The organism is Parapedomonas caeni (assembly GCF_041060555.1).
GTDB lineage: Bacteria > Pseudomonadota > Alphaproteobacteria > Sphingomonadales > Sphingomonadaceae > CAUJIW01.
Genome location: NZ_JBEUDS010000021.1, coordinates 31,140 through 53,851, shown reverse-complemented (window position 1 = coordinate 53,851; position 22,712 = coordinate 31,140). Strand labels below are relative to the sequence as shown.

Genomic DNA, 22,712 nt, shown 5'->3' with positions numbered 1-22,712 from the left:
CGATTGAGGTTATTGCGCGGTGTAGCCGCCGTCGATCACCAGCTCCGAACCGGTCATGAAGCTGGAGTCGTCGGACGCAAGGAAGACGACGCCGGCGGCGATCTCCGGCGGGTTGCCGACCCGGCCGATCGGGTGCATGGCGGCAAAGGCCTTCAGCGCGTCCTCTTCCTCCATGCCAGTCGCCATCTTGGTGACGTCGATGGCCGAGGCGGTCTTGATCAGGCCGGGATGAATGCTGTTGACACGGATGTTGTAGCCGCGCTGGCCGCAATGCAGGGCGACGCACTTGGAGAGCAGCTTGACCCCGGCCTTGGCGGCGGAATAGGCGGGCAGGGGCGCGGTGCCGACCAGGCCGCCCACCGACGACACGTTGATGATCGAGCCGCCGCCGGTTGCCTTCATTGCCTCGATGGCGAGTTTGGTGCCGAGGAAGGCGCTGTCGAGATTCAGCTTCACCATCCACTGGAAATGCTCCAGCGTCATCTGCTCGATGTCGCAGTCGACGCCACCACCGGCGTTGTTGACGAGCACATCCAGCCGGCCATGGGCCTGCAGCACCGCTGCCATCACCCGGGTCCAGTCGTCCTCGCTGGTGGCGTCATGCTGGCAGAACATGGCCTGATGGCCGGACGCCCGCAGCGCCGCCGCTTCGTTTTCGCCCCGCGGCGCGTCGATGTCGGTGAGCACCACGCGCGCACCTTCCGCCGCCAGTGCCCGGACCATGGCCAGCCCGAGACCCTGGGCCGCGCCCGTCACCATCGCCACCTTGTCCTGTACCCGTCCCATTATTGTCTCCCTCATGATGGTTGGTGGTGCGGCGTTGGGATTGCCGCGTCAGTTGTCGAGAAAGGCATTGATCGCCTGCCAGTGCTCGGGGTGATCGAGAAAATTGACATGCCCCTGGCCGGCCAGCGTCACCAGTGTCGTGCGAGGGCCGCGACGGGTCATCTCCTCGGCTTCGGCAGCTGACAGGACCGGGGACAACTCACCGCGCAACAGCAGGACCGGGCAGGTCATGGCGTCCCATTGCGGCCACAGCGCGAAATCCTCCGGGTGATGGAGGAACTGGCCGGCCAATGCGCGGTCATGGTGGTAGGTGACGCGACCATCGTCGCTGCGGCGGCCCCAGACCAGGGTCAGATGGTCGAGCATGGCGTCGTCGACCAGGCCGCCGCCGCGCTCGATGAAGCGCGCGAGATGGCTGCGAAAATCAGCGTAGCTGTCGAAGGTCGGCGGATCCGCCAGCCGCTTGGCGATGGCCGTGCAGAAACTCGCGGGCAGGGTCGGGCCGACGTCGTTGAGGACCATGCGACGGATCGGGCTGTCGGGCGCGCCGGCCAGCACGATGCCCAGCCCGCCGCCCTTGGATGTGCCAATCCAATCTACTACGGGCGCATCGAGCTGGCGCAGCAGATCGCGGGCCATGTCGGCGTATGAGGTCAGGCTGTGGTCATGGTCGGCATCCTGTGCCCAGTCCGACAGGCCGCAGCCCAGGGCGTCGGGCACGATCACGCGCCAGCCGCGGCCCGCGATGTGTGCCGCAAGCGCATCATGGTCGCGACAGGTGCCGGTCACCCCGTGCCAGATCACCACCGTGCGCGTACCGGTGCGGTGCCACAGCCGGACGTGCAGGCGGCGGCCCGCGCACAGCAGAAAATCGGAGTTCACGGTATCCGCCATCGAACTTCATCTCCCCCCTTGGGTCATCGCGCCGGGCGGTGTGTCCGCCCGTCGTCTGCTGACCGCGATTCGAGCCAAGGATAGAACGATCGTTCGAGTTCGCGCACGTGAAAAATGTCGGGATGAAGGTCTATGTGTCGATGGTATTCGAATAATTCCTTTTATAACATGCAATTAACTCAAAAGTCGAAAAATCACCTCGTGCTCGCTTGACAGCGATGGCGGCTTTCGATCATGACTAGAACGGTCGTTCGATCTAATGGGTTGGGCGGCGGAGAACGCAAAGCGGGCGGTGGTTGCCGTCAGATGGGGAGGGGCGTAACACTCATGGCGCGAGTGCTAAAACTGAAGGGAGTGAGCGCCATGGTCGAGAGCCCCAAGGGCCGCGACGAGCTGGTGGAGGTCGCGGTGGATCTGTTCGCCAAGAACGGGTTCGCGGGCACGTCCATCCGGGATATCGCGGCGGCGGTCGGACGCAGTGTGTCCAACGTCTACCATTATTTCGAGAACAAGGAGGCGCTGTGGCTGGCCATTCTCGAATATTCGGTGAAGGCGTTGCCGGAAAAGCTGCACGCGGCGCTGGCTGACAAGCAGGACCCGCTGGAACGGCTGACGGCCCTGGTGCGCGCCCACCTGGAGGCCTCCGTCCAGCATCACCGGGAATCGAAGATTTTCTTCATTGACGAGGAACGTCTGTCGCCGATGGGCAAGCGGGCCAACCGCCGGGTCCAGAAGGAAGTGCTGGAGATTTACGTGGGCGAGATCGAGCGGCTGAAAGCTGCCGGCATCGTTCGCACGGACGAGACGAAAATCATGGCCTTCAATGTGCTGGGCGTCGTGAACTGGCATCTGCGCTGGTTCAGGCCGGTCGGCAAGTTGAAGGAGGAGCAGGTGTTTAACGAGATCATCGGGTTCATCATGCGCGCGGTCCGCGAGGCGCCGCCCGGAAGCTGAGGCTTTCCGGTCCGGGTCAACAGCCAGGTCAACTGGCGCCGGTGAACAGATGAGGCAGGGGAGGAAAGATGGGCTTTACCGTCGATATCGACACGGGTGGCACCTTCACGGACGGCTTTTTTGTCCGCGATGGTGACGTGCGCACCGTCAAGGTGCCCACCACGCCGCATGACCTTACAGTGTGTTTTCTGGAATGCATCCAGGCCGGCGCGCGCGCCTTCGGCCGGGAAGCGCCGGAGCTGCTGTTCGAGACGGATATCATCCGTTTCTCCAACACCATCGGCACCAACACCATCATCCAGCGCAACGGCGCCAAGATCGGCCTGATCGTCACGCGCGGCATGGAGCCACTGGCGCCGACCGCGCGGACCGACGGCAAGGCGCCGCTGGTGTACGACGACATGGTGATCGGCCTTGACGAGGAGGTCGATGCACAAGGCGCCGTGGTGCGGGCGCCCGCCGCCAAGGCGATCCTTGAGGCGGCCCAGACGCTGATCGACCGCGGCGCCCGTGGCCTGGTGGTGGCGCTGGCCAATTCCGAATTCAACCCGGCCAACGAGCGGGACGTGCGGGCGGTGATCAAGCGGGAATATCCGCGCGACTATCTCGGCTCGGTCTCGACCTTTCTCGCCTCCGACATTTCCACCCGCCCCGGCAAGGCCGAACGCCTCAACGCGGCGGTGCTCAACGCTTATATCCACGGCAAGCTGGCGCGCCTGCTCTACAAGGCGGGCGAGGATCTGCGGCAGCGCCAGTATCGCGGCACGCTGTTCATCGGCCACAACAACGGCGCGGTCGCCCGCGTCGCCAAGACGCGCGCCATCAATACCTACAACTCCGGCCCCGCTGGCGGTCTGTTCGGTGCCCGCGAGATTGGCCGTCTCTATGGCTTCGACACGCTGATCTCCACCGACATGGGCGGTACCTCGTTCGACATCGGCTATGTCGAGGGCGGTCAGGCGAGCTACGCGCTGCGCCCGGACGTCGAAGGTTTCGCCTGCAACCTGCCGATGATGGCCATCGACGCGCTGGGCGCGGGCGGTGGCTCCATCGCCCATGTCGAAGACGGGGCGCTGAAAGTGGGGCCGCAGTCGGCCGGCGCCCTGCCGGGGCCGGTGTGCTTCGGCCTTGGCGGTACCCAGCCGACGGTGACGGATGCCAACCTGGTACTGGGTATTCTCGACTCCGGTTATTTCCTCGGCGGCGGCATGCGCCTCGACGTGGAGAAGGCGCGCGCCGCCATCGACGCCCAGATCGCCCAGCCGCTCGGGGTGTCGGTGGAAGAGGCCGCCTGGCGGATCAAGACCACGGTGGAGGCCGCCATGGGCGCGGCCGTCGGCGCGGTTGCCGACCGGCTCGGCCGTCCGGCCCGGCTGCCCACCATCGCCTATGGTGGCGCCGGGGGCATCCACGCCTGCGACATCGCCCGCGAGGCGGGTCTCGACGTGGTGCTGATGACGCCGTTCTCGGCGGTGTCGTCGGCCTATGGCTCCTCGCTGATGGACGCCGGCCATATCTATTACCGGCGGACCGACCGGGCCATCGCCGGCCCGCAGGACTTCGCCGCCATCGCCGGCGCGGTTGCCGACACCCGGGCCGAGGCCGAGCGCGACATGCGCGGCGAGGGCTTCGATGTCGCCGACATCAACGCCGACCTGCAGCTGTTCTTCAGCGCGGGCGACGGCGGGCAGGAGGCGATAGTCGCGGCACCGCTGACGGTGCTCGACGATAGCGCCGCCGCCACCGAGGTGCTGCGTGCGGCACACGAGGCTCTGGGCAGCGAAGGCCCGCTGCAGCTCACCACCTTGGCTTATTTCGCCAAGGCGCCGGTGCCGCACTTTCATCTGCCGCAATTGCCGGCGGCGACCCGTGATGTGGCGCAGGCCAACAAGGGCAGCCGCCCGGTCTATCTCGATCCGCGTCGCGGCCGGGTGGAAGTCGCCATTTACGATCGTGACATGCTGCAACGCGACCACCAGCTGTTCGGCCCGGCCATCGTCGAGTCGGTGCAGACCAGCGTGTTCGTGCCGGCTGGTTGGCGGCTCACCGTCGATCGTTTCAACAATCTTCTGCTTGAGCGGGTGTAACCATGACCAAGGTCCGCATCACTGAATATCTCGACATCGCGCTCGACAGCGAACACTGGTGCTGCAATCGCTGCGGCCATGCCCTGGGCAGCGCGCGGGAGAATTACAAGCATGGCTGTCTGGTCGCCGAGCGGGCGCTGGAAGAGGTCCATCCGCCGCTGGTGGAAGGCGGCAGCTACAGCTTTACGCCGGACTCCCGCTACTGCCGGCTGGTCGAGTTCTACTGCCCCAATTGCGGTACCATGCTGGAAAACGAGTATCTGCCGCCCGGCCATCCGCTGACGCACGAGATCGAACTCGACATCGACGCGTTGAAGCGTCGCCACGGCGTCAGCGCGTAACCGAGGCAACCGTCATGGCACAGGCAAGTTTCCGGGATGCGATGGCGCGAGGCCGTGGCGCGGCGTCGGCGGTCGTGGTGCGACCGGGCCCCTTCGCCGGACGCGTGGCGGGCCAGGCCTGGCCTGATATCGCTGGCGACCCCGCGCTGCAGGTGCCGGCACTGGGCAAGGTCACCGCGCTGCTGGGCGGCGATGCCCTGGTCATCGACATTGATCCGGCGGCCGCGCCGGGGGTTGTCGAGGCTGCGGTGGAAACCGCCAACCGGCTGAGTGGCGAGGGCGCGACGCCGTTCGCCCGGGTGGTCACCATCACTGGCCTGCTGGCGGGTCATGCCGGGGGCGCGGGGGACACGCCGGGCGAGGCGGAACGCGAGCGCATGACGGCGCTGGTCGAGCAGGTCTGCAAGGCCCGGCCTGACCTGGTGCTGCTGCTGGAAGGCGCGGCACTGGGAACGGCCAGCGTCTCCATCGCGTTGCGCAAACTCTATAACACCCTGCGCAACGTGGCGGGCTATTTCAACGTACCGCTGGGCGTCATGCTGTCGGGCTATCCGGCGGAGGCGGCCGCTGAGTTCGCCAAGCTGAAGCTGGACGCCTATGTGCTGGGCGCCGACGCCGCCGGCAATCCGCCGACGCCGGACGCGCTCGCCGCGTTGGCGACGGAAGCGGCGGTGGGCCTGGCGCTGCCGTTCGACCGGCCCGACGTGGCGCGGGCCTGGGTGGCGGGGCTGGCCGATTGTCAGCCGCTGCTGCTGCTGAACGACGATCTGCTGGCCGCGGACTCCTCGGTGGAGGATCTGCGCGCCCTGGTGAGTGATCTGAAACAACCGAAAGCATGATGCCAGGACCGCGCACGGCGGGCCGGCACCAAGGGGAGAGACCATGAGCTTCAATGTGGGCATCGATGTCGGGGGAACCTTCACCGACTTTTTCTGCGCGCATGCGGATGGCGGCTTCAATACCTGCAAGACGCCGACCACCCATTACGACCTGTCGGTGGGCTTCATGCGTGGCATGGGGCTGCTGGCCCGCGCCAACGGCCTGCGGCTGGAGGAATTCCTCGAATCCGTGGGCAGCGTGCGCTATTCGACCACGGTGGGCACCAACGCGTTGATCGAACGCACCGGCCCCAAGCTCGGCCTCATCACCACCGCCGGCTTCGAGGACACCATCTTCATCGGTCGCGGCCGCAGCTGGGCCGATGGCATGAGCTGGCAGGAAGGGCGCGATCTGGCCCGCATCCAGAAGCCCGCGCCGCTGATCCAGCCCGACATGGTGGTGGGCGTGCGCGAGCGCGTCGACTATTCCGGCAAGGTGATCGCCCCGCTCAAGCGCGAGGAAGTGCTGGAAAAGCTGCAGACGCTGGTGGATCGTGGCGCCCAGGGCTTCGTGGTGTCGCTGCTGTGGTCGTTCATCAACCCCGACCATGAACGCCAGATCAAGCAGATCATCGAGGAGGAATATCCCGAGGACTATCTCGGCTCGATGCCGGTGATCCTGTCGTCGGAGGTGTCTCCCAAGGCCGGCGAATACACCCGCACCATGACCGCCGTGGTGAATGCCTACATCCACGGTCTGATGGCGGATGAGCTCAACAAGCTCGGTAACGAACTGCGTGACGGCGGTTTCCGCAAGCCGCTGACGCTGGTGCACAACACCGGCGGCACCAAGAAATCCTCGCGCACCCGTGCCGTGCTCACCCACAATGCCGGACCGGTCGCCGGTCTGCATGGCGCGGCGGCGCTGGGCAAGCTGTCGGGTGACCCGAACATCGTGTTCACCGACATGGGCGGCACGTCGTTCGACATCGGCCTGATCGAGGGTGGCGAGATCAAGGCGCACGACTTCATTCCGGTCATTGATCGCTGGCGCACCAACATCCCGGCGATCGAGGTGAAATCCATCGGTGCCGGCGGGGGTTCGATCGCCTGGATCAACCAAACCATGGGCAATGTGCTCGAAGTCGGTCCGCAGTCGGCGGGCTCGATGCCGGGGCCGGCCTGTTATGACCAGGGTGGGCGTGAGCCGACGGTGACGGACGCAGACCTGGTGCTGGGGCTCTACAACCCGGAAAACTATCTCGGCGGCGAAATGCTGCTCGACGTCGATCTGGCGCGCAAGGTGATCGAGGAGAAGGTCGCCCGTCCGCTGGGTATCTCCATCGAGGAGGCCGCCTGGCGTATCCGCCGGCTGGTCGATGCGCGCATGGGCCAGGAAGTGTTCAACGAAGTGGCGCTCAAGGGGCATGACCCGCGCACCTTCGTACTCTACGCCTGCGGCGGCGCCGGTGGCGCGCATGCCTGCGGCTTCGCGCCCTATATCGGGGTCAAGAAGGTGGTGATGCCGCTGCAATCCTCGGTGTTCGGCGCTTTTGGCGCCTCGACGATGCCGATCAAGGAAGTGTGGGAGCGCTCGCGTTCGCTCAAATTGTTCCAGTGGGCGGAAAAGGCCTATCTCGCCGATCTCGACAGCTTCAACAGCGTCGTCGCCGAGCTGGTCGATCTGGCCACCCGCGACCTGCGGCTGGAGGGCTACGCCGACGCCGACATGCGCTTCAAGCTCGAACTCGATATGCGCTACGGCAGTCAGTACAACATGACGCGAGTGACGGCGCCGTCGCTGCAGCTGACCTCGACGGCCGATGTCGAGGCGCTGTGCGACCTGTTTACCCGCTGCTACGGCGAGGTCTATTCGCCGGAAGCGACGTTCCCGGCCGGCGGCATCAATGTCGACAATTTCCTGCTCACGGCCTCGGTCATTCATCGCGACATGACGCTGAAGGCCGCGGAACTGGCGTCACCGGAACCGGCCGCGGCGGCGCTGCGCGAGACGCGCCCGGTCTACTGGGGCCCGAGCGAGGGCCATGTCGACACGCCGGTCTATGACTGCGCGCGGCTGGTCTCGGGCAACCGGATGGCCGGACCATGCATCATCGAATCCCGCGAGACCACCTACGTGGTCGCGCCGGGGTGGCGTTTCACCATGGATGCCTGGCGTAACGGCGTCCTTGAACGCGTGCTCGGCTGAGCCGGCGCGATAACAGATACGACGGGGAGATACAGGATGAGCGGCATCGCCTACACCCGAGACCATGAAGTGGTGCAACGTCTGCGGCCGGAGCCGATGACGGAGGCCGAAATCGCGGCCCAGGCGCTGATCGATGATGTCGAGTTCGACATCTACAAGCACAAGATGCACATGATCGCGCTGGAGGGCAAAGAGACGACGATGAAGCTCGGCGCTTCCACCGCGATGCGCTGGGGCGACGTCGCCTTCGGTATCTTCACCGCCCAGGGCGACCTCGCGGTGTGCGCGACCGGCATCTACCACCACGCGGTGCTGGGCCAGTTGCCGCTGAAGTACATCGTCAAGCATTGGGTCAACGAGCCATCGGTGGGCGTGCGCGATGGCGACAGCTTCTTCTATAACGATCCGTTCTATGGCGGTGTGCACAACGCCGACATGGGGCTCGCCGTGCCGGTATTCCACGAAGGGCGGCTGATGTGCTTCATCGGCGCGGCCGTGCACACCGGCGAGGCCGGCGGCACCGAGCCGGGCGGTACCTGCAACACCGCCAAGACCAAGTATGACGAGGGCTTGCTGGTGCCGCCGATCAAGATCGGCGAGAACTACCAGCTGCGTGAGGACATCCTCAACATGTTCGCGGCGATGACCCGTGATGCGCGCACCATGATCCTCGACATCAAGGCACGCCTGGCGGCCGCCCGTATCGCCCAGCGCCGCGTGCTGGAAGTGATCGACGACAAGGGGCCGGATTTCTTCATCGGCGCGCTGCGGCGCATCCTCACCCAGACCGGCGAGGCCGCACGGCGTCGCGTCGCGGAGCTCAACGACGGCGTCTATCGCCAGCCGCGCTTCCTCGACACCGTCGGCACCGATCCCGGCCTGACCAAGATCAACCTGACGGTGATCAAGAAGGGCGACCGGATCACCATGGATTTCGAGAACAGCTCGCCGCTGGTCGAGGACCGGCCGATCAACAGCTTCTTCCAAGGCATTCTCGGTCTGTCGTGCGTCTATTACTGCGGCTGGCTGTTTCATGATCTGCCGGCCAACAACGGTCTGCTGGAGGCGATCGACTGGCGCTTCCCGGACGATGCCATGGTCAACGCCAAGGGTGACGCCTCCACCTCGCTGGCGCCGCTGGTGCAGACCTGCTTCACCCAGGGCATTTTCCTCGCCGGCGCGCGCATGACCTACAGCTACGATTCCTCGCGGTCGGTGGCGGCGTGGTTCTCCGGCTTCGCCATCCCGACCTTCGGCGGCCTCAACCAGTATGGCGAGGGTGTTGCCGACATCACGCCGGAGATCAACGCCACCGGGTGCGGCGCGCGACCGGACATGGACGGTGTCAACGCCGCCGGTGCCTTCTTCGCCACCATGAGCGACTGCTCCGATGTCGAGGCGACCGAGGCTGACCGGCCGTTCCTCTATACCTTCCGCAACTTCTTCAACAACTCCTACGGCCACGGTGCGCATCGTGGCGGTTCGGGCGTCGGTTTCGGCCTGATGGTGCACGACACCCAGAAGTTCATGCTGGGCTCGATGGGTGGCGGTTCGCGATTCCCGACCACGCTGGGTCTGTTCGGCGGCTATGCCGTGCCGCCGGTGTTCGTCCGCACGGTGATGAACAGCAACCTCAAGGAGCTGCTGGCCCACAGCGATGCGCGGCTGCCGCACAATCTCGCCGAGGTGATGGCGCCGGACAATCCCGAACAGGGGGACTGCCAGGACAATGACGTCTCGATGGTGGTCAAGCCGTTCAACGACGGCGACACCTACTATGTCGCCATCGGTGGCGGCGGCGGGTACGGTGATCCGCTGGAGCGCGATCCCCGGTCGGTGCTGAAAGACCTGCGGGAAAACCTCGTCTCCCACTGGGCGGCCCGCAACATTTATCGCATCGCCTACGACGAGGCCTCGCTGCGGCTCGACGAGGATGCGACGCGCGCCCGTCGGCTCGCGGCGCGGGAGGAGCGCAAGCGGCGCGGCAAGTCCTATGACGAGTTCGCGCGCGGCTGGGCGACCCAGAGCCCGCCGAAGGAGGCGCTGCGCTATTTCGGCGCCTGGCCCAATCCGCGTGACGGCATGGCCCCACCGGCCGCCCGCGTCGTCAACGGCTGAGCCTCAGGGAGCGGATGCGTCGTGCGCGTTGAGCAGTTGATCAGCCGGACCGTCCATGGCCTGCTCGCCCAGCGGGCGGCCATGGCCGGCGACCGCCGTTTCCTCACCTTCGAGGAGCAGCATTTCACCTACGGCGAGATCGCCGCGGCGGTCGACCGCCTGGCCGGCGGCCTGGCGGCGGCCGGTGTCGGGCGCGACACCAAGGTTGCCATCATGATGAGCAACCGGCCGGAGTTCCTGTTCACCTGGTTCGCGCTGTCCCGGCTGGGGGCGGTGGAGGTGCCGCTCAACACCGCCCATCGCGGCGAACTGCTGCATTATATGATCGCCCAGTCCGACAGCACGGTGATGGTGGTCGAGGACGTCTTCCTGGACCAGCTGCGCGCCGTGCGGGCGACACTGCACGACCTGCGCACCGTCGTCGTGCTGGGGGAGGGCGACCGCACCGGCCTCGGCGCGGATGTGCGTGACTATGCCGTTCTCGCCAACAGCGATCCACTGGCCGACGCGCCGGACATCGGCCCGGCCGATCCGCTGGCGATGATGTTCACCTCCGGCACCACCGGTCCGTCGAAGGGCGCCGTGGTGCCGCAGATCTATCCGCTGTACATGGCCGAGACCATCGCCGAGGCGTGCGGCTATGGCGAGGCGGATTGCCTGTACAACGCGCTGCCGCTGTTTCACGGCAACGCCCAGTTCCTCTCCACCCTGCCGGCCCTGCTGTCGGGCGCGCGCATGGTGCTGGCGCGGCGCTTCTCGGCCTCAAGTTTCTGGAGCGACATCCGCCGCCATGGCTGCACGGAGTTCAATTATATTGGCGGCATTCTGCCGATTCTGTGGAAGGCCGAGCCGACGCCGGAGGACGCCACCTCGCCGCTGCGGATCATGATGGGGGCCGGCGCGCCGAAGGATCTGTTCGAGGCATTCGAGCAGCGCTTCAACGTCCGCATCGTTGAAGGCTACGGCATGAGCGAGATCGGTATTCCGCTTACCAACACCATCGACCATCGCAAGCCCGGCAGTTGCGGCCGGGTGCTCGATGATCGCTACGAGGTGCAATTGGTGGACGACGAGGGCCAGGAAGTGGCGGTGGATACCCCCGGCGAGCTGCTGATCCGCCCCCGGCGGATGAACAGCATGATGCTGGAATACTACCGGATGCCGGAAAAGACAGTGGAGGCCTGGCGCGATCTGTGGTTCCACACCGGCGATTTTCTGCGCCGCGACGCCGAAGGCTATTTCTATTTCGTCGACCGCAAGAAGGATGCGCTGCGCCGGCGCGGCGAGAATATTTCCAGCTATGAAGTGGAACGCACGGTCAACGCCCATCCGGCAGTGCTGGAGTCTGCGGCGGTCGCGGTGGCTTCCGACGTCGGCGAGGACGAGGTGATGATCTGCCTGACCCTGAAGCCGGGCCAGAGCCTCGAACCGGTGGATCTCATCCGCCACTGCCAGGAGCGCATGGCCTATTTCATGGTGCCCCGCTACGTGCGCATTCTCGACGCGCTGCCCAAGACGCCCACTGAACGGGTGCAGAAATATGCCCTGCGCGCGGCGGGCGTGACGGCCGATACCTACGATCGCCAGAGCGATCCGTCGGTGGCCGAGGCGCCACGAAAGGCCCGGGCATGACCGGCGACACCGCGCACAACGTGCCGGCCTTCGCACCGGATGTGTTTGTCGAGGGTGCCGGCGGCAGCGCCCTGGTTGGCGGTCACTGCCGGCAGTGCGGCAGCACCTGGTTTCCCACCGCCGAGCGGTGCCCGGAGGACGGCACGCGGCTTGAGCCGATCGAGATCGGCCGGACTGGACGGCTTTACAGCTACACCGTGGTGCGCACCAAGGCGCCGTTCGGCCTGCCGGAGCCCTATGGCGTCGGCTACGTCGACCTCGACGATGTCCCCTTGCGGGTGTTCATGCTGCTTGACCCGGCACAGGTTGACCGGCTGGCCATTGGTGCGCCGGTACGACTGGCGAGCGCGACACTGGGCGTCGGCCTGAACGGCGAACCCTGCCGGCGGCCGTACTTCACCCTTCTCACTGATACGCAATAGGCCCGGCGATGACGGCAGTTGTAGGCATAGGCATCACCCCGTTCGGCCGGCATCTGGATCGAACGATCGCTCAGTTAGGCGCTACCGCGGCGCGGGCGGCGCTGGAAGATTCCGGTCTGACGTCGGCGCAGGTCGAAGCCGGTTACGTCGCCAATGCGCTGGGCGGTATGTTGTTCGGCGATACCACCATCGGCCAGGGCATTCTGGCGGAGCTGGGTATCCGCCGCGTGCCGGTGCTCAATGTCGAGAACGCCTGCACGTCCGGCTCTAGTGCATTGTGGCTGGCGTGGAACGCCATCGAGGCCGGCCAGATGGACTGCGCCATCGTGCTGGGCGTCGAGAAGATGTGCGTGCCGGGCCTGGGGCTGATCAATTCCGGGCGCAGCGAGATCGACACCCAGCTGGGGCTGGTGACGCCGGCGAGTTTCGCCATGCGCGCGATGCGCCATATGCACGAGTTCGGCACCACCCGCGCGCAGATGGCCAGCGTGGTCGCCAAAAGCCGTGCCCACGGCGCGCGCAATCCGCTGGCGCTGTTCCAGCGGCAGGAGACGGTGGCGGACGTACTGGCCGCGCCGCTGGTCGCCGATCCGCTCACCCGCTCGGAATGCTGCCCGATCGCTGATGGCGCGGCGGCGGTGGTGCTGGCCTCCGACCGGCTGGCCCGCCAGGCCCCGCGCGCCATCCGGCTCAACACGGCGGTGCTGGGTTCTGGCAGCTATGAGAACCTTGCCGACATGGTGCGCTGGGAGACGGACTCGCGGACCGCGCGACAGGCCTATGAGCGCGCCGGCGTCGGGCCCGAGGACATCGATCTTGTGGAGTGCCACGACGCCTTCTCCATCGCCGAAATCCTCCATTGCGAGGCGCTGGGCCTGTGCCCGGCCGGCGAGGGCGGTCGGCTGGCGGCGGCCGGCGAGACGTCGCTGGGCGGGCGTATTCCCGTCAATGTGTCCGGTGGCCTGCTCAGTCGCGGCCATCCGGTGGCGGCCACCGGGGTCGCCCAGATTGTCGAGATCGTGATGCAGCTGCGCGGCGAGGCAGGCGCGCGTCAGGTGACGGGCGCCCGCACCGGCCTTGCCCAGTGCATGGGCGGCGACCGGGCCGGCGACACCAAGTCGTGCACCGTCGCCATTCTCAGTCGGTAACGAAAATACGGACCAACCACACAAGCGGCACAGCCGGATTGGGGAGGATAAGATGAAGAGAGAGTATCAGCGATCGCAACCAGCCTCGTGGCGCTGGGCCCTGCTGGCAGGCAGCGCCAGCCTGCTGACCAGTGTCGCTACGCCGGTGCTGGCGGCGGAGAATGCCGAGGCCGACAACACCCAGATCGGCGAGATCATCGTCACGGCACAAAAGCGCGAGGAACGGCTGCAGGACACGCCGATTTCCATCTCGGCCTTTACCGCCGACAGCCTGCAGGCCCGCTCGATGGCCAACCTGAACGACCTGTCGTCGTTCACCCCGAACCTGGAGATCAACACCGGCCGCGGCGATGCCGGCAGCAGCAACGCGGCGGTATTCATCCGCGGTGTCGGCCAGTATGACTTCATTTTCCCCACCGACCCCGGTGTCGGCATCTACCTCGATGGCGTCTATATCGCCCGTTCGGTGGGTGGCATGATGGATCTCGCCGACGTCCAGCGCATCGAAGTGCTGCGCGGGCCCCAGGGCACGCTGTATGGCAAGAACACCATCGGTGGCGCCATCAACATCGTCACCTCCAAGCCGAGCTCGACGCTGGAGGGCAATGTCGAGCTGACCACCGGCAGTTACGACCGCATCGACGCGCGCGGCATGATCAGCGGACCGCTCAGCGACACCGTGTCCGCCAAGCTGTCCTTCTCCAGCGCCAACCGTGATGGCTATGGCAAGCGGCTGGTGGACGGCGTGCGCACCGGTGACATCGATAAGGACGTGGTGCGTGCCGCCATCAACGTCCAGCCGTCCGACAACCTCGACATCCTGCTGGCGGCTGACTATTCCCGCATCCGCCAGCACGGACCGGCCAAGGTGCTGGTTGGCTTTTTCCCGGCGGCGGTCGCCGACCTCTATAATGCGCTCGGCGCGCCGTATCAGAACGCGGTGCTTGGCTTGCCCGCGGACTCGCTGTTCGACGATCGCTGGCTCACCAGTGGCGACTATGAGACCAACGGCACCGGGCCGGCACGCGACGACGCCGACATCTGGGGCGTCTCGGCGACCATCGACTGGCAGCTCAGTGATGCCGTTGGCCTGAAGTCCATCAGCGCCTACCGCGATATGGACACCCAGTTCGGCGTCGACATGGACCAGACGCCCTATCCGATCATCGACACCAGCAACGACCAGAAGCAGCATCAGTTCAGCCAGGAGTTCCAGTTCACCGGCACGGCGTTCGAGGATCGGCTGACCTGGCTTGCCGGTCTCTATTACTTCACCGAGAAAGGCCGCGATTTCGCCACGCCCAAGCTGATGTCCGGCCTGTATCAGGCGCTGGAACTGCTGCCCGGGCCGCTGGTGCCGCTGGGGCCCGAGGGGCCCTTCGCGGGTGGCGCCGGTAATCCGGTCAACGCGGCGCTCGATCTTGACCTGGCGACGACCTCGCACATCAAGGTCACCAACTGGGCCGGTTTTGCCCAGGGCACCTACAAGGTCACCGACACGTTCAGCCTGACGCTGGGCGCCCGCTACACCTGGGAGAAGAAGGAATATAACCTCTATTCCTATTATCCGGCCTCGGGCGGCGTGGTGATGCCAGGCGACACCGAGAGCAAGAGCTGGAAGGAGTTCACCCCCAAACTCGGCATCGACTACAAGCCCAACCCGGACATGCTGTTCTATGCCTCCTACTCCAAGGGCTTCAAGTCGGGTGGCTGGAACCCGCGGCCGCTGACCCCGGCCTCGTTCGGCAGCTACGATCCCGAATATCTCACGGCCTATGAGGCGGGCTTCAAGTCGCAGTGGCTCGACCGGCGACTGCTGGTCAACGTGGCGACCTTCTACAGCCGCTACAAGGATCTGCAGCTGTCCACCAACACCACCGACTCCACGGGCAACATCCTGCTGGTGGTGAACAATGCGGGCAAGACCGACCTGTGGGGCTTCGAGGCGGAGATCATGGCCCGTCCGGCGGCCGGTCTCGACCTGTCGGCGAGCATCGGCTACCTCGACAACGAGTACAAGGATCTCGATGCCGGCGTGCCGTGGTCGCTGGACAACAAGCTGCCGGACGCGCCGAAGTGGACCATCAACCTGGCCGCTCAATATGCGTTCGAGCTGGGCGACATGGGAGCGCTGACGGTTCGTGGTGATGCCGCCTACAAGAGCAAGAGCTGGAAGGATCCGTCCAACTACGCGCTGATCGCCCAGCCGAGCTACTGGCTGCTCAACGCGCGCATGACCTGGGACAGCCCGGACTCGCTGTGGTCGGTGTCGGTGTTCGGCACCAACCTCACCGACAAATATTACCGGACCGCCGGCACGGTGGTGGAAGCCTTCGGCTTTGCCGAGGCCACCATCGGCCGGCCGCGCGAGTGGGGCCTGTCGGTCAAGCGCAGCTTCTGAGCGTCGAGCGCCAGGAGGTACATCAGGGGGCCGCTGTCCGTGAGGGCAGCGGCCCTTTGCGTCCGGGCACGGCTTGCTGGGCTGAGTCGACCATGTTGGTTATGGCGGGGTGTGGCAGGTCCGTTGTCACCCCTGGAGCGTTCGGCGGGGAGCTGCCGTGGTCCGCCGGGTGTGGGACGCTGGAAGCGGCAAGGGGGATGGTCAATCCTGCGGATCGCCTTATATGGGCCCGCAGATCGCCTTGGATAGGGCTGTCGGCAGGCGTCACGCGCTGTGACCGAGGCTGGATGGGATGGAGAATCGATGGTCGCCGAGACGGGTCTGAGTGTTCTGCTATCGCCGATGATCCTCTTTTTCGTGCTGGGGGCGTTCGCCGGGATGGCCCGGTCTGATCTCTCGGTTCCCGAGCCGATTGCCAAGGGCATGTCGTTGTACCTGATGGCCGCGATAGGTCTGAAGGGTGGCATCCAGGTGGCAGAGGCCGGATTCTCCAGCGCCATTCTGCTGGCGCTGGCCGCCGGCATTGCGCTCAGCCTGCTGCTCCCGGTGCCGGCTTATGCCGTGTTGCGCAAGGCTGGCGGGCTGGACCGTGTCAACGCGGCTGCCGTCGCGGCGCACTACGGTTCTGTCAGTGTGGTCACTTTCGTCACCGGCTCGGAGATACTGACCTCCCTGGCGATGCCGCCGGCCGGTTACATGGTGGCGGTGATGGCGGCCATGGAGACGCCGGCAATCATCGTCGGGCTGTTGCTGGCCGGAGGCGCGCTCGGGTCCGGCGCCCGACGATCAGGGACGGCGCTGTGGCATGAGACGTTTCTGAACGGTGCTGTCGTGCTCCTGGTCGGCAGTTTCGTGATCGGCCTGATCATCGGCAAGGACGGCGCCGTGCCGGTACTACCCTTCTTCGAGACAGGCTTCCGGGGCGTCCTTTGCCTGTTCCTGCTCGATATGGGCCTGGTCGCCGCGCGCCGTCTGCGCGAGACCCGTAGCCTGACCTGGCGCCTTGTGGGGCTCGGTGTCCTGCTGCCGTTGCTCCAGGGAGGTGTCGGTGTACTGGTCGGCACCGCCATTGGGTTGGATACGGGGTCCGCTGCCACGCTTGGTATTCTGGCCGCCAGCGCGTCTTACATTGCTGTTCCGGCAGTGATGCGGATGTCGTTGCCACAAGCCGACCCCGGGGTGTCGCTCGGCATGGCGCTCGCCGTCACTTTTCCCTTCAATGTCACCGTGGGCATTCCTGCCTGTATCGCGCTTGCCACGAGGTTCGCCGCATGATCGCCAACATTGTCCAGCGCCGCCGGATCGAGGTTCTCGTCGACCGCCCCCTTGTCCCGCTCGTGATTGATGCCGCGAACAGAGCCGGCATCTCGGGCTATAGCCTGCTTCGCGTGGAGGGTGGCGCCGGCCGGAACGGCGCCTGGGCCGACGAGGAAATCAGCGGGGCCCAGGCCAAGCAGATTTTTCTCGCGGTGGCGTCGCAGGAAAAGACCGATCGCCTCGTCGACCATCTGTCACCGTTGCTAGATAGTCACGGTCTGGTGCTTTTCGTAGGCACAGTGGACGTTGTCAGGGGAGGGCGTTTCTAGGAAGGCGGCAGGGGTGGACGGCCCTGTCCAAAGCCCTGACGTTCATGTTTCCGGATGTGTTTTCAGTTTCAGATCAAAGGGATAAGTTCATGTTGACGATTCATCATCTCAGGGTGTCGCAATCCGACCGCATCGTCTGGCTGTGCGAGGAGCTGGAACTTGCCTACGAACTGGTGCTGCATCAGCGTGACCCTATCACGCGGACGGCGCCCGAGGCCTATCGTCAGCTCCATCCCTCCGGTACCGCGCCGGTGATCACCGACGGCGCGCTGGTGCTGGCTGAGACCGGGGCGATCGTGGAATATCTGCTGACCCGCGAGGGCCTTGGCCGGTTGGTGGTGGGGCCGGGCGACCCGCACTACACCGACTATCTCTACTGGTATCACATGGCCAACGGATCCCTGATGCCGGCGATGATGATGCTCCTGGCCGAAGGGCCGATCATCCCGTTCATGCAGGCGCGTATCGATCGCTATCTCCGGGCACTTGACGATCATTTGGCGCACGGCAACACGTGGCTGGCGGGCGAGACGTTCACCGTGGCCGACATCATGATGGCCTTTCCGCTGACCTCCATGGGGGCCTTTGTCAAAGTTGACGTGTCGGCCTATCCGCACATCGGCGCATACATCAAGCGTCTCCAGGCGCGCCCGGCCTACCAGCGCGCCATGGCCAAGGCGGAACCGGCCTGACGCGTCCGGTGCCCAATGCCGCAGCGCTCCCCGATTGCCGCGAATCGGGGGACGCCCTCTGCGCACAGGCCACCATGCGGGCGCCACGATAGCTATAGATTTTTCAGCAAATTCAGACCGGTACGATGGTGGAGCCGAGGGGGATCGAACCCCTGACCTCAGCAGTGCGATTGCTGCGCTCTCCCATCTGAGCTACGGCCCCACACCGGTCGTCCGCGCCGTCGAGCGGCGAAGTCCGGCGCATATACGCTGGCCTGCCGGGATATGCAATATTCCAGATGCCGGAATATGCGTCGATTTTATGCCGCCGCGACAGCCGCGCGCGTGCGGGCCAGCCAGCCGTCGGCATCCCGCAGCGCCCGCTCGGCCATCGCCGGTTTGCGCTGGGATTTGTGGACACTGGCCTCCAGCGGCGGGAACAGTCCGAAGTTGACGTTCATCGGCTGGAAGTGGGTGGCATCGGCGCCGCCGGTGATGTGGCCGAGCAGGGCGCCAAACGCCGTGGTCGGCGGCGGCGGGTCGAGCGGCAGGCCCAGGCGCTCGGCGGCGGCGAAGCGGCCGGCCAGCAGCCCGATGGCGGCGCTCTCGACATAGCCCTCGACACCGGTGATCTGGCCGGCGAAGCGCAGCCGCGGGTCGGCCTTCAGGCGCAGGCTGGCGTCCAGCACCCGGGGCGAGCGGATGAAGGTGTTGCGGTGCAGGCCGCCCAGGCGGGCGAACTGGGCGTTCTCCAGCCCCGGAATGGTGCGGAAGATGCGCACCTGCTCGGCGTGCTTCAGCTTGGTCTGGAAGCCGACCATGTTGTACAGCGTGCCCAGCGCATTGTCCTGGCGCAGCTGGACCACGGCGAACGGCCAGCGGCCGGTGCGCGGATCGTCGAGCCCGACCGCCTTCATCGGCCCGAACCGCAGCGTCAGCGGGCCACGCTCGGCCATCACCTCGATCGGCATGCAGCCGTCGAAATAGGGGGTGTTGGCCTCCCATTCCTTGAACACCGTCTTGTCGCCGGCCAGCAGTTCCTCGACGAAGGCGAAGTACTGCTCCTTGTCGAGCGGGCAGTTGATATAGTCCTTGCCGTCGCTGCCCGGCCCGCTGGCCTTGTCGTAGCGGGACTGGAACCAGGCGATGTCGAAGTCGATCGACTCCTTGTAGACGATGGGGGCGATGGCATCGAAGAAGGCCAGCTCGTCCTCGCCGGTGAGGTCGCGCACGGCTTCCGCCAGCGCCGGCGCCGTCAGCGGCCCGGTAGCGATGACGACGCTCGACCACGCAGCCGGCGGCAGGCCCACCACTTCGCCGCGTTCCAGGGCGATGCGCGGGTGGGCGGCCAGCGCCGCCGTCACCGCCTGTGAGAAAGCGTCACGGTCGACCGCCAGCGCGCTGCCGGCCGGCACCCGGGTCTGGTCGGCGCAGCGCAGGATCAGCGAGCCGGCGCGGCGCATCTCCTCGTGCAGCAGCCCGACCGCGTTGTGGCTGGGGTCGTCGGAGCGCAGCGAGTTCGAGCACACCAGTTCGGCCAGGCCGTCGGTCTGGTGGGCGTCGGTCATGCGCACCGGGCGCATCTCGTGCAGCACCACGGCCAGGCCGGCCTCGGCCAGCTGCCAGGCGGCTTCCGAGCCGGCAAGGCCGCCGCCGATGACGTGAATGGGGTCGCTGCTGGGGGTCGGGATCATGCTCATGGTCGCTATATGGGCAAGGCCGCCGGCGGGGTCCATGCCTTAATGCGCGCGCACGGCGTGGCCGCGGCGCGCAGGCGGTCGGGCGCGTGACCGAAACATCGGCCCGGACATGGATGCAGACATGGACACGGACCATAAAACTGGTATTTGACCACCGGCTTGGCTACAACATGAAGCAACAAGACCGCCTTGGCGCCTATCCAGGAATTGACCGTTGGACCTGACCGACCACCCCAGCTCGGACCCCTCCGATATTCGCCCGATCTCCATCGTCGAGGAGATGAAGACCAGCTATCTCGATTACGCCATGAGCGTGATCGTCAGCCGCGCGCTGCCGGACGTCCGCGACGGTCTGAAGCCGGTGCACCGGCGGATTCTCTTCTCGTGCCACGAGAACGGCTACACCGCCAACAAGCCCTACCGGAAGTCGGCCCGCATCGTCGGTGACGTCATCGGTAAATACCATCCGCATGGCGACTCCGCGATCTATGAGGCCCTGGTGCGCATGGCGCAGGACTTCTCGATGCGGGTGCCGCTGATCGACGGTCAGGGCAACTTCGGCTCGATGGACGGCGATCGCGCGGCGGCCATGCGCTACACCGAAGCGCGGATGGCCAAGGTGGCCGACAATCTGCTGGAGGACATCGACCGCGACACGGTGGATTTCCAGCCCAACTACGACGGCTCGGAACGCGAGCCGGTGGTGCTGCCGGCCCGCTTCCCCAACCTGCTGGTCAATGGCGCCGGCGGTATCGCGGTCGGCATGGCGACCAATATCCCGCCGCACAATCTGGGTGAAATCATCAATGCCTGCTGTGCGTTGATCGATAATCCCGCGCTGACGGTTGAAGAGCTGCTGCCCATCGTGCCGGGGCCGGACTTCCCCACCGGCGGCATCATTCTCGGCCGGGGCGGCATCCTGCAGGCCTATCGCACCGGGCGCGGCACCTTCATCGTGCGCTCGCGCTCGCACATCGAGACCTGGGGCAAGGATCGCGAGGCGATCATCCTCACCGAGATCCCCTATCAGGTGAACAAGGCGACGCTGGTCGAGCGCATCGCCGAGTGCGTCAAGGACAAGCGGATCGAGGGCATCTCGGAAATCCGCGACGAGTCCAACCGCGAGGGCGTGCGGGTGGTCATCGAGCTCAAGCGCGATGCCGTCGCCGACGTGGTGCTGAACCAGATCTACCGCTACACCCCGGCGCAATCGAGCTTCTCGGTCAACCTGCTGGCGATCAACGGCGGCCGGCCGGAGCAGATGGGGCTGAAGGAGGTGCTGACCGCCTTCATCCAGTTCCGCGAACAGGTCATCACCCGCCGCACCAAGTTCGAGCTGAACAAGGCGCGCGACCGGGCGCACATCTTGCTCGGCCTGGTGGTCGCGGTCACCAACCTCGACGAGGTGGTGCGGATGATCCGCTCGTCGTCGACGCCGGCGGAAGCGCGCGAGAAGCTGCTCACCCGTGAGTGGCCGATCGATGAGATCCTGCCCTATGTCCAGCTCGTCGAGGCGGTGTCGCCGGGCGATGCCGCGCTGACCAGCTACCGGCTGTCGGAAGAACAGGTGAAGGCCATTCTGGACCTGCGCCTGCATCGCCTGACGGCGCTTGGTCGTGACGAAATCGGCGATGAACTCAAGGAGTTGTCGGCGAAGATTGAGGATCTGCTGGAGATCCTGCGCGATCGCGCCCGGCTCTACCGCGACATGCGGGCGGAGTTCGTCGAGATCGCCGACTCGTTCGCCAAGCCGCGCCTGACCGAGATCGCCGAGGGGGATCTCGGCGACATCGACGACGAGGATCTGATCCAGCGCGAGGAGATGGTGGTCACCGTCACCTTGTCCGGCTACATCAAGCGGGTGCCGCTCTCGACCTATCGGGCGCAGCGTCGCGGCGGCAAGGGCCGCTCGGCGATGTCGACCAAGGACGAGGACGTGATGACCCAGGTGTTCGTCGCTTCCACCCACACGCCGGTGCTGTTCTTCTCCTCCAAGGGGCAGGTCTATCGCCTGAAGGTGTGGAAGCTGCCGGAAGGCACGCCGCAGTCCAAGGGCAAGGCGCTGGTCAACCTGCTGCCACTCAGCGACGGCGAGACCATCTCGACCATCCTGCCGCTGCCGGAGGACGAGGCGGAGTGGGGCAAGCTCCACGTCATGTTCGCCACCGCCAAGGGCAGCGTGCGCCGCAACAGCATGGACGCCTTCACCAACATCCCGTCGGCCGGCAAGATCGCCATCCGCTTCGAGGACGAGGACGCCGACGACCGGCTGATCGGCGTCGCGTTGTGCGGGGAAGGCGACGACGTGCTGCTCGCCGCCCGTGGCGGCAAGGCGATCCGCTTCCCGGTGGCGGATGTGCGCGAGTTCCAGAGCCGGACGTCCACCGGCGTGCGCGGCATGAACCTGGCGGCGGGCGACGCGGTGATCTCGCTCACCATCCTGCAGGGTCAGGACGCCACGCAGGAGGAGCGCGAGGCCTATCTGAAGTCGGCGGCCTGGAAGGCCGAGCCGGCGCCGGCGACGCTGTCGGATGAGCGTATGGCGGCGCTGGCGGCGGCCGAGCAGTTCATCATGACCGTGACCGCCAACGGTTACGGCAAGCGCACCAGCGCCTATGAGTTCCGCACCATGGGTCGCGGCAACCAGGGCGTGACGGCGATCGAAAGCTCGACCCGCAACGGGCCGGTGGTGGCCAGCTTCCCGGTGGCGCACGACGACCATCTGCTGCTGATCACCGACCAGGCCAAGATCATCCGCATTGGCGTCGGCGAGGTGCGCATCATGAGCCGCAACACCCAGGGCGTCACCCTGTTCCGGGTGGCGGACGACGAGCATGTGGTGTCGGTGGCGCAGGTCAAGGACGATGGCAACGGCGACGACGAGGCCGAGGATGGCGATGTCGGGGACGGCGCGGAGGCCTGAGCCGGCGTCCGCGACGATCCGC

At 66.1% G+C, this 22,712-nt stretch carries 17 protein-coding genes and 1 tRNA gene; 14 read left to right on the top strand and 4 right to left on the bottom strand.

Annotated elements, in window-relative coordinates:
- Positions 1-9: 9 nt before the first annotated feature.
- Positions 10-786, bottom strand: a complete 777-nt coding sequence (locus ABU113_RS13360; RefSeq protein WP_454559996.1) for a glucose 1-dehydrogenase — start codon at positions 784-786, stop codon at positions 10-12.
- Between the two features lie 48 nt (positions 787-834).
- Complete coding sequence (locus ABU113_RS13355) at positions 835-1,680, bottom strand: alpha/beta fold hydrolase (RefSeq protein ID WP_454559995.1); 846 nt, start codon at positions 1,678-1,680, stop codon at positions 835-837.
- A gap of 363 nt (positions 1,681-2,043) precedes the next feature.
- Here ABU113_RS13355 and ABU113_RS13350 point away from each other — a divergent pair, with 363 nt between their 5' ends.
- From ABU113_RS13350 to ABU113_RS13290, 13 genes are all read left to right on the top strand, one after another.
- A complete protein-coding gene (locus ABU113_RS13350; protein WP_454559994.1) occupies positions 2,044-2,634 on the top strand; it encodes a TetR/AcrR family transcriptional regulator in 591 nt (196 codons plus the stop codon).
- Between the two features lie 68 nt (positions 2,635-2,702).
- On the top strand, positions 2,703-4,721 hold the full coding sequence (locus ABU113_RS13345) for a hydantoinase/oxoprolinase family protein (RefSeq protein WP_454559993.1): 2,019 nt from the start codon (positions 2,703-2,705) through the stop codon (positions 4,719-4,721).
- Between the two features lie 2 nt (positions 4,722-4,723).
- The gene (locus tag ABU113_RS13340; RefSeq protein WP_454559992.1) at positions 4,724-5,062 is read left to right on the top strand and encodes an acetone carboxylase subunit gamma; all 339 of its coding nucleotides are present in this window, start codon (positions 4,724-4,726) and stop codon (positions 5,060-5,062) included.
- A 41-nt stretch (positions 5,063-5,103) separates the two neighbouring features.
- Positions 5,104-5,901, top strand: a complete 798-nt coding sequence (locus ABU113_RS13335; protein WP_454559991.1) for a hypothetical protein — start codon at positions 5,104-5,106, stop codon at positions 5,899-5,901.
- Positions 5,902-5,944: 43 nt separating this feature from the next.
- Positions 5,945-8,089 carry a hydantoinase/oxoprolinase family protein gene (locus tag ABU113_RS13330; RefSeq protein ID WP_454559990.1) on the top strand — a complete coding sequence of 715 codons (2,145 nt, stop codon included), beginning with the start codon at positions 5,945-5,947 and terminating at the stop codon, positions 8,087-8,089.
- Positions 8,090-8,125: 36 nt separating this feature from the next.
- Positions 8,126-10,207 (top strand): hydantoinase B/oxoprolinase family protein, encoded by a 2,082-nt coding sequence (locus ABU113_RS13325; protein WP_454559989.1) that lies wholly within the window; start codon positions 8,126-8,128, stop codon positions 10,205-10,207.
- A gap of 21 nt (positions 10,208-10,228) precedes the next feature.
- A complete protein-coding gene (locus ABU113_RS13320; protein WP_454559988.1) occupies positions 10,229-11,839 on the top strand; it encodes an AMP-binding protein in 1,611 nt (536 codons plus the stop codon).
- Positions 11,836-12,261, top strand: a complete 426-nt coding sequence (locus ABU113_RS13315) for a Zn-ribbon domain-containing OB-fold protein (protein ID WP_454559987.1) — start codon at positions 11,836-11,838, stop codon at positions 12,259-12,261. Before ABU113_RS13320 ends, ABU113_RS13315 begins: the two co-directional genes overlap by 4 nt.
- An 8-nt stretch (positions 12,262-12,269) precedes the next feature.
- Complete coding sequence (locus tag ABU113_RS13310; RefSeq protein WP_454559986.1) at positions 12,270-13,409, top strand: thiolase family protein; 1,140 nt, start codon at positions 12,270-12,272, stop codon at positions 13,407-13,409.
- 52 nt (positions 13,410-13,461) lie between these two features.
- Positions 13,462-15,810, top strand: coding sequence for a TonB-dependent receptor (locus ABU113_RS13305; RefSeq protein WP_454559985.1), 2,349 nt, complete (start codon positions 13,462-13,464; stop codon positions 15,808-15,810).
- A 303-nt stretch (positions 15,811-16,113) separates the two neighbouring features.
- Positions 16,114-17,085, top strand: coding sequence for a sodium-dependent bicarbonate transport family permease (locus ABU113_RS13300; protein WP_454559984.1), 972 nt, complete (start codon positions 16,114-16,116; stop codon positions 17,083-17,085).
- Positions 17,082-17,396: a P-II family nitrogen regulator gene (locus ABU113_RS13295; RefSeq protein WP_454559983.1), complete on the top strand. Its 315-nt coding sequence runs from the start codon at positions 17,082-17,084 to the stop codon at positions 17,394-17,396. Before ABU113_RS13300 ends, ABU113_RS13295 begins: the two co-directional genes overlap by 4 nt.
- Positions 17,397-17,440: 44 nt before the next feature.
- Positions 17,441-18,088 carry a glutathione S-transferase family protein gene (locus tag ABU113_RS13290; protein WP_454559982.1) on the top strand — a complete coding sequence of 216 codons (648 nt, stop codon included), beginning with the start codon at positions 17,441-17,443 and terminating at the stop codon, positions 18,086-18,088.
- Between the two features lie 126 nt (positions 18,089-18,214).
- Here the strand turns inward: ABU113_RS13290 and ABU113_RS13285 are convergent.
- Both ABU113_RS13285 and trmFO read right to left on the bottom strand, forming a co-directional pair.
- Positions 18,215-18,290: transfer RNA gene (locus ABU113_RS13285), tRNA-Ala, on the bottom strand.
- Positions 18,291-18,387: 97 nt separating this feature from the next.
- Positions 18,388-19,767, bottom strand: a complete 1,380-nt coding sequence (gene trmFO, locus ABU113_RS13280; protein WP_454559981.1) for a methylenetetrahydrofolate--tRNA-(uracil(54)-C(5))-methyltransferase (FADH(2)-oxidizing) TrmFO — start codon at positions 19,765-19,767, stop codon at positions 18,388-18,390.
- A gap of 220 nt (positions 19,768-19,987) precedes the next feature.
- On the opposite strand from trmFO, the gene gyrA reads away from it, so the two are divergent.
- Entirely contained in the window at positions 19,988-22,690 is a 2,703-nt protein-coding gene (gene gyrA, locus ABU113_RS13275; RefSeq protein ID WP_454560004.1) for a DNA gyrase subunit A, read from the top strand.
- The last annotated feature ends 22 nt before the right edge of the window (positions 22,691-22,712 follow it).

Bases quoted from the DNA above. Each gene is read 5' to 3' on its own strand.
- ABU113_RS13360 (WP_454559996.1), bottom strand. From the start codon at position 786: ATGGGACGGGTACAGGACAAGGTGGCGATGGTGACGGGCGCGGCCCAG.
- ABU113_RS13355 (WP_454559995.1), bottom strand. From the start codon at position 1,680: ATGGCGGATACCGTGAACTCCGATTTTCTGCTGTGCGCGGGCCGCCGC.
- ABU113_RS13350 (WP_454559994.1), top strand. From the start codon at position 2,044: ATGGTCGAGAGCCCCAAGGGCCGCGACGAGCTGGTGGAGGTCGCGGTG.
- ABU113_RS13345 (WP_454559993.1), top strand. From the start codon at position 2,703: ATGGGCTTTACCGTCGATATCGACACGGGTGGCACCTTCACGGACGGC.
- ABU113_RS13340 (WP_454559992.1), top strand. From the start codon at position 4,724: ATGACCAAGGTCCGCATCACTGAATATCTCGACATCGCGCTCGACAGC.
- ABU113_RS13335 (WP_454559991.1), top strand. From the start codon at position 5,104: ATGGCGCGAGGCCGTGGCGCGGCGTCGGCGGTCGTGGTGCGACCGGGC.
- ABU113_RS13330 (WP_454559990.1), top strand. From the start codon at position 5,945: ATGAGCTTCAATGTGGGCATCGATGTCGGGGGAACCTTCACCGACTTT.
- ABU113_RS13325 (WP_454559989.1), top strand. From the start codon at position 8,126: ATGAGCGGCATCGCCTACACCCGAGACCATGAAGTGGTGCAACGTCTG.
- ABU113_RS13315 (WP_454559987.1), top strand. From the start codon at position 11,836: ATGACCGGCGACACCGCGCACAACGTGCCGGCCTTCGCACCGGATGTG.
- ABU113_RS13310 (WP_454559986.1), top strand. From the start codon at position 12,270: ATGACGGCAGTTGTAGGCATAGGCATCACCCCGTTCGGCCGGCATCTG.
- ABU113_RS13305 (WP_454559985.1), top strand. From the start codon at position 13,462: ATGAAGAGAGAGTATCAGCGATCGCAACCAGCCTCGTGGCGCTGGGCC.
- ABU113_RS13300 (WP_454559984.1), top strand. From the start codon at position 16,114: ATGGTCGCCGAGACGGGTCTGAGTGTTCTGCTATCGCCGATGATCCTC.
- ABU113_RS13295 (WP_454559983.1), top strand. From the start codon at position 17,082: ATGATCGCCAACATTGTCCAGCGCCGCCGGATCGAGGTTCTCGTCGAC.
- ABU113_RS13290 (WP_454559982.1), top strand. From the start codon at position 17,441: ATGTTTCCGGATGTGTTTTCAGTTTCAGATCAAAGGGATAAGTTCATG.
- trmFO (WP_454559981.1), bottom strand. From the start codon at position 19,767: ATGAGCATGATCCCGACCCCCAGCAGCGACCCCATTCACGTCATCGGC.